Annotated in this window: 10 protein-coding genes, 2 tRNA genes and 1 other annotated feature (1 of these 13 running past the window's edge); of the genes, 2 read left to right on the forward strand and 10 right to left on the reverse strand. The window is 38.6% G+C overall.

Annotated elements, in window-relative coordinates:
- Positions 1-135 (reverse strand) — a binding site (T-box leader); it reaches 56 nt to the left of the window's first position.
- 83 nt (positions 136-218) lie between these two features.
- The 5 genes from FYJ79_RS00420 to FYJ79_RS00440 form a co-directional block, all read right to left on the reverse strand.
- Positions 219-1,220, reverse strand: a complete 1,002-nt coding sequence (locus FYJ79_RS00420; RefSeq protein WP_154514019.1) for a Na/Pi cotransporter family protein — start codon at positions 1,218-1,220, stop codon at positions 219-221.
- Positions 1,221-1,360: 140 nt separating this feature from the next.
- On the reverse strand, positions 1,361-3,556 hold the full coding sequence (gene recD2, locus FYJ79_RS00425; RefSeq protein WP_154514020.1) for an SF1B family DNA helicase RecD2: 2,196 nt from the start codon (positions 3,554-3,556) through the stop codon (positions 1,361-1,363).
- Positions 3,556-4,686 carry a tRNA 2-thiouridine(34) synthase MnmA gene (gene mnmA, locus FYJ79_RS00430; protein ID WP_154514021.1) on the reverse strand — a complete coding sequence of 377 codons (1,131 nt, stop codon included), beginning with the start codon at positions 4,684-4,686 and terminating at the stop codon, positions 3,556-3,558. Before mnmA ends, recD2 begins: the two co-directional genes overlap by 1 nt.
- Before the next feature lie 107 nt (positions 4,687-4,793).
- Entirely contained in the window at positions 4,794-5,717 is a 924-nt protein-coding gene (locus tag FYJ79_RS00435; RefSeq protein ID WP_154514022.1) for an ROK family protein, read from the reverse strand.
- Positions 5,718-5,778: 61 nt separating this feature from the next.
- On the reverse strand, positions 5,779-6,744 hold the full coding sequence (locus tag FYJ79_RS00440; protein WP_154514023.1) for an RluA family pseudouridine synthase: 966 nt from the start codon (positions 6,742-6,744) through the stop codon (positions 5,779-5,781).
- Between the two features lie 221 nt (positions 6,745-6,965).
- Between FYJ79_RS00440 and FYJ79_RS00445 the strand changes: the two genes are divergently transcribed.
- Positions 6,966-7,499 carry an NUDIX domain-containing protein gene (locus FYJ79_RS00445; protein WP_154514024.1) on the forward strand — a complete coding sequence of 178 codons (534 nt, stop codon included), beginning with the start codon at positions 6,966-6,968 and terminating at the stop codon, positions 7,497-7,499.
- A 24-nt stretch (positions 7,500-7,523) separates the two neighbouring features.
- On the opposite strand, the gene FYJ79_RS00450 is transcribed toward FYJ79_RS00445, so the two are convergent.
- A complete protein-coding gene (locus FYJ79_RS00450) occupies positions 7,524-9,122 on the reverse strand; it encodes an HAD family hydrolase (RefSeq protein WP_195836971.1) in 1,599 nt (532 codons plus the stop codon).
- A gap of 84 nt (positions 9,123-9,206) precedes the next feature.
- Positions 9,207-9,282: transfer RNA gene (locus FYJ79_RS00455), tRNA-Lys, on the reverse strand.
- A gap of 126 nt (positions 9,283-9,408) precedes the next feature.
- Here FYJ79_RS00455 and FYJ79_RS00460 point away from each other — a divergent pair.
- Positions 9,409-10,875 (forward strand): tetratricopeptide repeat protein, encoded by a 1,467-nt coding sequence (locus FYJ79_RS00460; protein ID WP_154514026.1) that lies wholly within the window; start codon positions 9,409-9,411, stop codon positions 10,873-10,875.
- Between the two features lie 11 nt (positions 10,876-10,886).
- On the opposite strand, the gene gloA2 is transcribed toward FYJ79_RS00460, so the two are convergent.
- From gloA2 to FYJ79_RS00475, 3 genes are all read right to left on the reverse strand, one after another.
- A complete protein-coding gene (gene gloA2 / locus FYJ79_RS00465; protein WP_154514027.1) occupies positions 10,887-11,270 on the reverse strand; it encodes an SMU1112c/YaeR family gloxylase I-like metalloprotein in 384 nt (127 codons plus the stop codon).
- Between the two features lie 55 nt (positions 11,271-11,325).
- Positions 11,326-11,401, reverse strand: a tRNA-Lys gene (locus tag FYJ79_RS00470).
- 78 nt (positions 11,402-11,479) lie between these two features.
- Entirely contained in the window at positions 11,480-12,928 is a 1,449-nt protein-coding gene (locus FYJ79_RS00475) for a glutamate synthase subunit beta (protein ID WP_154514028.1), read from the reverse strand.
- Positions 12,929-12,933 lie beyond the last annotated feature (5 nt).

Here is a 12,933-nt window from a genome sequence, read left to right on the forward strand (position 1 = left end):
AAGACTCTTAACGCGAGTTAGACGTTGATGTTTGCATCACTCTCGAAAGTAGCCCACTCTTATCGACTGAAGATTTTCACCAGCCATCTTCTCTCTTTAAGCCTCTAAGAATTTAATCTTTCTCAACGATTTACCCCGTTATTATATAAAATCAAGCTCTAAAAATCAACTGTCATAGCTAGAAAAAGTGTCCCCACTAAGGAACACTTCGCAAACGATTATTCAATAAAGGATGCACTTGTACGAGGAAGCTTTTCTGATACATAGCTAGCAGCTTCTTCTTCACTTCTTTCAGGAATAATCTTATAGATGACTTTCAACAACATCTTATCAAAAGGCAACAACAAGAATGTTGTACCGATATTAAAGACGGTATGGAAGTTAGCAATCTGACTTGCCGCATTCACACTGAAAGACTGTACAATACTTAAGATTGGTGTAAAGGCAATAATGCCTACAAAGATTAATGTCCCAATGCAGTTAAAGAGAACATGGAAAGCTGCAATACGTTTAGGACGACGATCACCACTCATGCTTGCGAGCACAGCTGTAATACATGTCCCAATATTTAAGCCACAAACCATGAAAGCCGCTGTAGAGAAAGGAATCAGGCCCTTCATTGCCAAAGTCTGCAAGATACCAATGGCAGCACCTGATGATTGGATCAAGGCTGTAAAGGCAGCTGCAAATCCAATAGCGAGTATTGGATTGGATAATGTTGTCATGAGATGAAGAAAAGCTTTTGACTTCTGTAATGGCTCCATCGCATCACTCATCATACTCAAGCCCATAAAGAGAACACCAAAACCTGTTAAGAGCGTACCAATTGTTTTTGTCTTTTTCTTAGAGGCAAACATATGCATAAAGACACCAACAACCGCAAAGACTGGCGCAATGGCACCTACGTTAATGGCAATCATCTGTGCTGTTATTGTCGTACCAATATTGGAACCCATCACAACCCAGATACATCTTTGTAGGTTCATTAAGCCGGCATTCATAAAACCAATGAGCATGACAGTCATCGCACTTGATGACTGCAAGGCAGCTGTGACACCGATACCTACAAGTACCGCTTTGAGTTTACTATTTGTCAGTTTTTCTAATATATCCTTAAGTTTAGATCCAGCAGCTTCTTCAAGCGAATCAGACAAAACAGTCATCCCAAAGAGGAACAAAGCAAGCCCACCTGCCAAAGATAACCAATTCGAAATCTCCATACTTATCTTCTCCTTTGCCTTCATTATAGTTCAAAAGAAAATGATAAATATCAAGCTATACTTAAGGAAATGTTAAGATTATGTAAATTATAAAGATAATTTTAATGTATTTCTAAGATAGTTGAAGTTGTTCACAGTTCTTATTCAAAATCATCAAACGAGAAACCCATCATTTCATCGCTCATACGTTGTGTCAGAGTCGTTCTGCGTGCCGCTAAATTCTCTTTGCGATTAATGGCTGCCTTAAAGACCTGGGTTGCACCAAGCAAGTAAAGCGCGCTCTTCGCTCTAGATAGGCCTGTATAAAGAAGATTCTTTCTATTCATGATACCAAAGTCAGAAAGAACGGGCATGATGACAACAGGGAATTCATTGCCCTGGGATTTATGTACTGTCATACAATAGGCATGGGTAATAACACCGAAATCACCATCAATATATTCTACTTGCACACCATCAAAATCACAAACAATCGTATTGCTTGGATGAGCAGGTGTCTTCTTGATAATTTCCACCAACGTCCCAATATCACCATTAAAGACCTCATCATCTGGGCGATTCTTAAGCTGGAGAATCTTATCACCCACTCTAAAGATACGAGCACCAACTTTCAGCTCATCCTTGAGTGGTGAAGGGGGATTGAGTAAAGACTGCAATGCTTCATTCAATGCATCAACACCGGCAACGCCTTGATACATCGGCGATAGGACCTGAATATCTTTGTCTTCATAGCCATCATCGATATACGATTTCACTATATCAAGTACTTCACCAACAACTTCATAATTAGGAATACTGATAAAATGAATATCATGATATTGTCTGAAGATGGTTTCATCATAGACATCATTACGCAAAGCATGGGCTAAAGTGACAATTCCACTGCCCTCTTCCTGACGATAGATCTTGTTGAGTTCAATGACAGGGACAAGATGACTCTTAATCATATCAGCAAGAACATTCCCTGGTGAGACAGAAGGCAATTGTTGGTCATCACCAATTAAGAGAATCTTATTGACATGCCCACTTGCTTCTAGAAGTTTCGCAAAGAGCACACTATCCACCATTGAAAATTCATCAATCACAAGCAAGCGAGTGGAAAGAGGATTGGCGCTATTCATGCCAAATGTGTTCGTATGCATATCCCATTTCAACAAGCGATGAATAGTTGCGGTTTCAAGGCCGGTTAGCTCGCTTAATCTTTTTGCGGCTCTGCCTGTTGGTGCGACAAGATCAATCTGGTCATCGGGATAGAAGCTTTTGAAAATACGCAAAATAGCTTTGACAATAGTTGTCTTCCCCGTTCCTGGTCCTCCTGTGAGAATTGTTGCAGGACTGCGCATAAAGGTTGTAATAGCTTCTTTTTGTGTACTGTCATAGGTAATGTCAAGCTGCTTTTCAACTTCATGTATTTGTTCCTCTAAACGTGCTTCATCTAGCGTAGCTAAAGGAAGTTCGGAGAATTTTCTAAAGAGGGATGAGATTGTGATTTCTGAATCATAGAGATCATAGGGATAATAACGTTCATCTTCTTTGATGATCTTATGGTCATCAAGAAGATCTTTTAAATATTCATCAAAGTGTTCAGACGTTAACTGGGGTACAAAGCGATGAGCTGCTTTCTTGATTTCATCAAGATAAGCATAAGATGACCCTGTCTGAAAGCAACGCTCCGTTAACGCATAGGCAACAGCTGCTTTTAAACGGTAAGGATGATCATCCGCAAAATTAAGCTTTTTAGCGAGCGTATCTGCACTCTTAAAGCCCACCCCATCAATATCATCAATAAGCTGATAAGGATTATTCTGCAAGACATCCAATGTCTTCTCTTTATAAAAGCCTTGAATCAGGCCAAGATTACGTGTTGAAATACCATGGCCCATAAAGAAAGAAAGGACTTGTTGGTCATAGGATTGATTATCAATAACTTGTTTGATGGTATCGATTTTTTGTTTATTCATGCCCTTAATGCCAACCAGACAGCTCGCATCTTCCTTAATCATCTTTAAAGCATCCTCTCCCAATGCATCAACAATGGCTGTTGCCTGCTTTTCGCCAATGCCCTTAAAAAGCGATGAAGAGAGATAGCGAATAATACGTTCACGATCATCCGCCAATAGAACTTCATAGCTCTTTAACTGGAACTGCTTGCCATAGCGGGGATGATGAATAAATTCTCCTTCTATACGATAACGTTCATCACTTTCGACATAACTCATATTGCCAGTAATCGTAAAAGGTGTCATTTCTTCATTTGCTTCAAATGTTGCCACAATGAACTTTGATTCTTCATTATAATACCGTATGCGGGTAATCATTCCTGTATATGTGAGCATTATAAGTATGTTATCTCCTCATTATTCTTATAGACCTTATCGATTGTTCCTCCGCCAAGACATACTTCTCCTTGATAGAAGACAGCTTCCTGTCCTGGTGTCACACTCTTGACCTGGTTCTTAAATGTACAATAAAGTGTACCATCCTCATTGAAATGAATGGAAACATCATTATCTTTCTGGCGATATCTGAATTTTGCAGTACAGTCATATTCACCTACTAGTGGTTTACCAGAGATCCAGTTGACATCCGTCACAGTGCAGCCATCACTCATCAGCCATTTATTCTGATCACCTTGGGCAATGTAGAGGATATTCTGGTCATAATCCTTTCCACATACAAACCAAGGACCACCCTTACCACCAATATTCAGACCCTTTCTTTGTCCGATTGTATAATACATAATACCTTGATGTTCACCAATGACCTTCTTTGTTTCAATATCCACCATCTTCCCTGGTTTAGCAGGAATATAGTTCTTTAAGAAGGCTTTGAAGTCGCGTTCACCAATAAAACAAATACCCGTGCTGTCTTTCTTCTTGGCAACAGGAAGATTCTGTTCTAAGGCAATCTTTCTGACTTCTGGCTTTGTGATATCACCAAGTGGGAAAAGGACACGTTCTAACTGATGCTGATTAAGCTGACATAAGAAATAAGTCTGATCCTTATTATTATCTACACCTCTTAACATGACACTTTCTCCATCCTGGTGATGTTCAATACGCGCATAATGTCCCGTCGCAATCCAGTCTGCATCAATGGAGAAAGCATAATCAAGGAAGGCTTTGAATTTGATTTCTTTATTGCAGAGGATATCAGGATTAGGTGTGCGCCCTTTCGCATATTCTTCTAAGAAATAAGTAAAGACACGATCCCAATATTCCTTAATAAAATCAACACGTCTTAATTCTAAGCCAAGATGTTCTGCAACAGCTTTAGCATCGGCATAGTCCACTTCCTGTGAACAGACATCATCATTTATAGTTGGATTGCCTAAATAGTCATTATTGAGCTGTGAATCCCAGTTACGCATAAAGACAGGTACAACTTCATAACCTGCTTCCTTCAACAAATAAGCTGCAACAGCACTATCTACGCCTCCACTTAAACCTAATACAACTCTTTCCATAATCCTACTCCTCTCATTTTCGTCACCCTCCATTAAAAAACAAATTTCCAAAATAATCAAGATATCTACTTATCTACCAACAAAAAAAGCAGGTTTCCCTGCTTTTCTTATTCACCTAGCTGACTCATTGGTAACATTGCTGCACCAATCGCACCACAGTCATCAAGCTTCTTTAATAAAAGTGGAATATGATTACGCATACCAACATGAATCTTACTATTGAACTGTTCATTTAAAGTATCCCAGAAATAATCTCTGCTCTTCATGACACCACCACCAAGTACAAAGCAATGTGGATCAACAGTATGAGCAATATTAGCCAGCATTGAGCTTAATTCATCAATAGCTTCATCAGCAATCTTCTTAGCTTCAGCATTACCTTCTGATGCCAATTCAAAGACATTCCCCGCATGCTTAATGACATCCTTGCCCAAGATGGCCTGAGCTTTTGCCGTAATAGCTGTACCTGAACATTCCGCTTCAACAGCACCTGGGTTTAATGCCCCCTGCTTACGTCCATTAGGCTTAATGATCATGTTGCCGATTTCACCTGCATGACCACGTCCACCAGAAATAAGCTTACCATCCACAATGAATGCACCGCCAACACCTGTTGAAACAGTGATGAAGTAGACTGTTGGATAGCCTTTACCAGCACCAAGCAAAGCTTCAGCTAAACCAGCACAGTTCGCATCATTATCCATAAAGACAGGTTTATCGAATTCTTCAGAAAGCTCACTGGCAATTGGATATCCTGCAAAACCTGGTAAATTACTTGCCATGATCATTGTACCATGGACAGTATCAACAGGTCCTGGAACACCAACACCAATACCATGTATGTTTTCAAAGCCATTGCATGCATCATAATCCAATGTACGAATCATACGTTTAATCTTGCTGACAACATATTCAGGACCATTTTCACTTTCTGTCGATTCCTTGACTTCTGAATAAGTCTGTCCCTTCTCATCAACAAGTAGTGTACGGACATTCGTACCTCCTAAGTCAACACCAATATAAAATTTCATACAAGATTTTCCTCCCTTAACGTTTACATTATAATATAGATATATCAAAGATGAAAGCACTTTAAAAGAGGTCATCAACGATTTCCTTAAATTTTCCACTTAATGGAGAAGTAAAGGTCTTATCCTTTAAATATTTCATTGAACCAAATGGTTTTGTAAAGGTAAGCGAATAAGCATGAAGAAGCTGATTATTGAATTTATATGACTTAGCGATTTCCTTATTCCAATGAAAATCACCATATTTACGATCGCCCATAACAGGATGTCCCTCTGATGCAAGATGGACCCTGATTTGATGTGTTCTTCCGGTCACCAAGCTCACTTCTACTAAAGAGACATCATTGCCATAACGAAGAGGATGTACAAGAGTATGCATCGTTAAAGCATTAGGATAGTCAGCACTGACAACACGCATCTTGCCAGCATCCTGATCTTTCACTACATAACCTTTTAAATCCGCCTCATCCATATGTCCTTTGACAACTGTCAAATACTTCTTATCAATACAATGCCTTTTCTTCATCATCTCATTAAGATCCTGAAGAGCACGCATATCCTTACCATAAATCACTAAGCCACTCGTATTACGATCTAGACGGTGAACAGGTCCAGGAGTAAAACCTAGATCTTTTTGGGGATCATATTCTCCCTTCTTAGACAAATAAGTGAGAACCTGGTTAGAAAGGACATTGATTTCTTCCTTTTCATCAGGCTGGACAAGCAAGCCAACAGGCTTATCGACAATGAGGATGTGTTCATCCTCATAAATCACTTTGAACTGAATAGGTAAATCATAGATGGTTGTTGCTTTACTATATTCCGCAAAACGATCATCATAGAGAAAGAGACTGACTTCATCACCATACTGAACAATATAATTTTCTTTCACCTTTACACCATTAACTTTAACATCTTTCTTTCTGAGCATTTTATATACAAAGCCTTTTGGGGCATTGGGTAAAAGCTTATTTAAATATTTATCGATGCGCTGATTCTCATGCAGGTGGTCTATTTTTAATATTTTCATAACATTCTCCTATTTCACATATACCTTACAACAACTTCCCATCAATTACTACTATGCATTTCAAAAAGTAAGCCTTTACATTTTCATATAAATGTGGTAATGTATTCATAGTAAGTCAAAAACTTACTCCCCCTATTATCAGAAGAGAATAAAAGAACGAAGAATGCGCCCCCGCATTCTTTTTTCTTTGATTAATGATATAATGGGAACGAGGTGGAATAATGGAAAAGAAATTAAAAAGTGAAACAGTATTTGATGGCAATGTGATTCATGTCACTTATGATGATATAGAACTCGAAGATGGACGCAAAGCCAAAAGAGAAGTTGTTCATCATCGTGGTGGTGTTTGCATTCTCGCAATAGAAGATGGCTGTATTCTTCTTGTCAAACAATATCGTTATCCCCATGGTTGCGATACGTTAGAAATTCCAGCAGGAAAGCTTGAAAAAGGCGAAGATCGTAATGAAGCCTGCTTTAGGGAATTTGAGGAAGAAACTGATCGTCGTGCAAAGACAATGCATTTCATTCTTCAATTATTACCAACGCCTGGTTATAGTTCTGAAGTGGATTATTTATATGAAGCTATTGACTTTAAACATGTCGATGACAGTAAGCCGGCTGATGATGATGAATTCTTAAAGGTCATCAAAGTCCCTCTAGAACAAGCTTATCAAATGGTCTTAAAAGGGGAGATTGTTGATGCGAAAACACAGATTGCAATTCTCTATGCCTATACAAAGAAAAAGAGCTTATGATAGATTATTCTATCATGAGCTCTTTTATTCTTCCTCTTCTTCTTGCTTATGTGTTCTTAAACGTTTTATGAGTGCAATAATAATTTCAACAACGATAATAATCAGTGTATTAGTTACATAAACAGCCACCAGCTGGCTTGCTGAATAGCTTAAATACTTACCTGAAGTAAAGCTTGCATAGCTTGGAATAAAGTTTATAACGGAATGAAGACCATCAAGTAATGCCTTGAAGTACATATTTGAGAAATCAGAATATTGTTGATAAACGGCTGCAACACCTTGAAGATTACCACTTTCAAAGTTATTGATAAAGATAACATAAACAAATAATCCAACAACCATGATTAACAAAGAGAACATCAAGGTAAAGACAACATTCAATAAACCATTGAGAATGGGATGAGGACGTTTTTTGATAACATCTTCACTGACTTCTCCTGCTTGATAGTGAATCGGTTCCGGTTCTTCATTAAGAACCTTCGAAAGCACTTCACTTAAATCCTGTGCTTCTTCATCATCAAGAGATAGTGCCCCAGAATTATCTACAGCAACCTTAATGGTTTCTGGTTCTTGCTTGTCTTCTTGTTCTTTAGCTGGATATTCATCTTCAAATGATGACTGTCCAACTTCATCCATATCCTCGTCTTTGACTTCCGTCTGTTCTACAAAAGATGGTGATTCAGGAGTATCATCCGTTGTATATTTAATACGATGAACAAATTCAGAATCTCTTAATTCTACTGGTAAAGTAATAGGATCTTCTTCATCACTGAATATAAAGCGGGGATGCTCTCTTTCTAGGTCAGCTAAGCGATTACGATAAGTATCCTCGACTACCTTCAACAGTTCAGGATCATCCTTGTAATTTTCTTTTAAGCGTTCATAGACTTCTTTAAGCTGTTTACGATCCAAGTCAGGTGTCATCCCTAAAGCAGGTTCGAAAATCTTATAGTTTTCAAGATGATCAAACATCACCGTATTAAGCACATCATACATATTCTTCACACAAGTGAAGGCAATACGCTTTTCCTCTGTCGTAGCAGGTGTCAAATCTTCTTTAAAAATGACATTCATACCCAGGCTTGAAGCAGCTTTTTCTAACGCAAAGATACTTGTAATAACCAGTATTTGATCTGCCTTAACCTTATAGCGTCCTGCTAAGAAAGAAAGCATTTCTGTTGATGGTAATGGTGCTAATTTTGTATCCGATCCAATCACATAGTCAACCTTCTTACTTAAACCAGCAAGTTCTAAGTAATCCATAGCTGTTGATGTCTTATGAGTGGAAAAGACAGCAATCTTGATATGCTTTTGACGAAAATATTCGATAAGTTCATTAATACCTTCTTGCACTGTTGCCTTCTTTAAGCGCAAATAATTCAACAAATCTTTTTCCACACGTTTGTTCAACAATTGTGGTCCCACTGCTTTAGCGAGCGGTAATTCATCATACATCGTGTACATATTTCCAAGATGTTCATGAAATTCTTCAGGTGTTACTGTTAGATCACGTTGACTCGCAAGATTCTTATAGAAATTGTAACGATAATGGTTTAAATTGAAAACACAGCCATCTAATTCTAGAATAGCTAATTGGATATCTGTTACATTCTGTCTATTCATACTATTCCCCTCGCATATTAACAGTATTATATCAAATAATAGAAAAAAAGAGAACCTTGTAAAGGTCCTCATGTCATAAAAAAATGGTCTCCCCTCACGGGCTCGAACCGTGGACCCTCTGATTAAGAGTCAGATGCTCTACCAACTGAGCTAAGGAGAGATTACGTGTTATACTATACTCAATTCATTCATCAAAGTCAATAACAAATACAAAATAATCAAGAAAATTCTACACTAACACGCCCTTTTCAAATACACTATAATAAAGATACAGGAGGAATGCATTATGGCAACAAAAAGAACAAAGAAAAAGAAGAATACCCCTCAAAAGAAAAATACATATATCACAAAACTAAGAGAACTTGCCCAAGAAAATCAACCTGATGCTTGTTTTCAGCTAGGGATGGAATATTTTAATGGCGAACATCTTTCCTATAATCCTGAACGTGCTTTTCAATATCTTGAAAAGAGTGCAAATCTCTACTATGTTCCCGCAATGGTTGAACTCGCTACGTCCTATATGATGGCTAGAGGCGTAGAACGGGACTATGAGAAAGCAAAGCAGTGGGCAAAGCGTGCGGAAAGTCTTGGCAACAAAGAAGCTTATAGCTTACTAACCCAAATTAATTTCGTACAGGGGCAAGATGAATCAAATAAAAAGGAATATCAAGAAGCTTTAAAAGGTTATCAAGCTGGTGACGTTGAAGAAACGAGTCATCTTGGTGAATGTTATCTTTATGGTATTGGTGTGAGTTGTGATAAAGACAAAGGACTTGCATTATTACATGAGGCACTTGATCAAGGTTATAAAGAAGCAGCGATGGTTATTGCGGATGCCTATTTCTTTGATGAAACATTAAAGAGTGATGCCAAAGCACTCCAATATTACCAATATGGCAATAAAGACAACAATAAAGAATCACTTTTCATGACAGGTTCAATCTATATCAATACCTATCAAGACTATGATCAAGGTATGGCCTATTTGAAAAAAGCAGCCCAATATCAAAGTGATCAAGCAGCCTATCAGCTCGCTGTCTTCTATCTAGGTGACAATCCCCATGTTCCCCAAGATAGAGAAGCTCTCAAATACTATCTTAAACAAGCCCTTCAAGCAAAATATGAAGATGCCTTTGAATTCTTAGATTTCCTGCACAATGAACAATATCTCAAAGATAGGGATGTGCTCTCACTCAATGACTTTATTGCCTTAAGCCAGATTGCTGCCAAGACCAAAAGGCCTGAAGATCTTAACCGACTTGCCTTTGATTATTTCATTGCCAAGAGAACAGATTTAGCCCTCCAATATCTTAAAGAAGCAGCTAACTTAGGACATGAACAGTCCTTACGTCTATTACAGTCCTTAAGCATCAACAAGAACGATCCTGAAAACAGCCTGATCAGTGCCGCAAGTCAGGGTGATGAGATTGATGCGATGAATCTCGCCTCATTCTATTTCAGTGGCATTATCGTTGAGAAAAATACAGAGAAAGCTCTAGAATGGCTTCAGATTGCTTATGGAAGGGGCAGTTATGAAGCAGGCAGTATACTTGGAGAGTTCTATCTCACTGGTGAGCATGTCGCTAAAGATACAAAGAAAGCTATTCCATTACTTGAAGATTGTGCCAAACATAACAATATGCGTAGCTTAATGATTTTAGTAGATTGTTATGAAAAAGGTATTGGCGTTGTCAAAAACAAAAAGAAAGTTGAATTACTCAAAAAACAAATCGCACGTTTGGAGAATCATTGATTCTCCTTTTTTTATTCATGAATCTCAATAGGTAAGCCATCTGGATCATGGAAGAAAGTCATTTTCTTATGTGTATATTCATCAAAGCGTATTGGTTCACATGGAATATCTTTTGCTTCTAATTCTTTGACCATATCATCTACACAATCAACATGAAAGGCAAGATGTCTTAAACCATAGGCTTCAGGATAGCTTGGTCTTTTGGCTGCATCCTCTTTGACAAAGATTTCTAGTTCTGTTGTTTCATTGATTTTTAAATCAATCTTCCAGTCATGTCGATCTTTACGTTCATTTTCACGTATTAAAGAAAAGCCAAGTTTATTCATATAGAATTCTTTAGCCTGATTTCTATCACTAACGATAATGGCTATATGGTGTATAGTATGAAAATCCATATTCATCCCTCCAAATAAAAAAAGAACCTGCCTACGCAGATTCCTAATCGTTAAATGGTCTCCCCTCACGGGCTCGAACCGTGGACCCTCTGATTAAGAGTCAGATGCTCTACCAACTGAGCTAAGGAGAGGCGACGCATATGAGTATAACACAAAAATATGATAATGCAAGAGAAAAAAGAAAAAAATGGAATAAAGGCAGGACACCTTTACTCCATTGTTGTATAGCCCATAAGATAACGATCAACATGCGCAGCACAGTTACGTCCTTCAGCAATTGCCCAAACGACAAGTGACTGTCCACGTCGGCCATCCCCTGCTGCAAAGAGCGGAGTATCGCCACATTGATACGCTTCATTCGTTAAAATCGTATTTCTTGGTGTTGTTTTTAATTTGAAGGCTTTTGTGACATAGCTTTCAGCACCAGTGAATCCTGCTGCAATAATGAGTAAATCACAATCAATGACCTTTTCACTTCCAGCTACTTCAGTTAGTTTGCCATTTTCAAACTTCACCTGAACTGTCTTGATTTTCTTCATGACACCTTTTTCTTCAATCACTTCTTTGACAGTTGTGTTGTAAATACGTGGGTCATGACCAAAGACATGAATAGCTTCCTGCTGGCCATAGTCTGTCTTCTTGACATTTGGCCATTCTGGCCAAGGGTTATCAGCTGTTCTTTCAAGAGGTGGTTCGCCCATCATTTCAAGCTGAACAACGCTCTTTGCCTGCTGACGAATAGCTGTGGCCACACAGTCATTACCTGTATCCCCACCACCAACAATAACAACATGCTTTCCTTTAGCCTGGTTATCTGCTTTGTTGGCAAGCACATTCTTTGTTGAATGAGCAAGATAATCAACCGCAAACATCACATTCTTATCAACCTTGACATTTGGTAATGTACGGGCTTGCTTTGAGCCAACACAAAGAACAACCGCATCATATTCTTTCAACAGTTCTTCCTTAGTGATATCTTTGCCTACATTGACACCTGTCTTGAAGACAACACCTTCTGCTTCCATGAGCTTAAGACGTCGTTCAATAACAGACTTATCGAGCTTCATATTAGGAATACCATACATCAACAAGCCACCAATACGATCATCACGTTCATAAACATCAACATGGTGCCCCCTGTGATTAAGCGAATCCGCAACAGCCAGTCCTGATGGCCCGCTGCCGATTACTGCGACCTTCTTTTTGCTTCTAACAACGGGAATACGAGGAGTCATCAGAGCATTTTTGAAAGCAGATTCAATGATAAAGTTTTCATTATCATGAATTGTGACAGGAGAATCGTTCACGCCGCATAAGCACGCCTTTTCGCAGAGGGCTGGGCATACACGTGATGTAAATTCTGGAAAGTTATTTGTTTTCAACAATCTGCTTAACGCATGATTGAGATGGCCATGATAGATTTCATCATTCCATTCAGGAATCAGATTGTGTAGTGGGCAGCCCACTACACGATGCTTGATTTCCATCGCACTCTGACAATATGGCACACCACAATCCATGCATCTTGCAGCCTGTGTCTTTCTTTCTTGTTCATCTAAAGAAGAGTGGAATTCAAAGTAATCCTTAATTCTTTCATCTATTGCGCGTTCTGGATTTGTATGACGCGTATATTCCATAAATCCTGTTGGTTTACCCATTCTTC

Source organism: Sharpea porci, assembly GCF_009695655.1.
Taxonomy (GTDB): domain Bacteria; phylum Bacillota_I; class Bacilli_A; order Erysipelotrichales; family Coprobacillaceae; genus Sharpea; species Sharpea porci.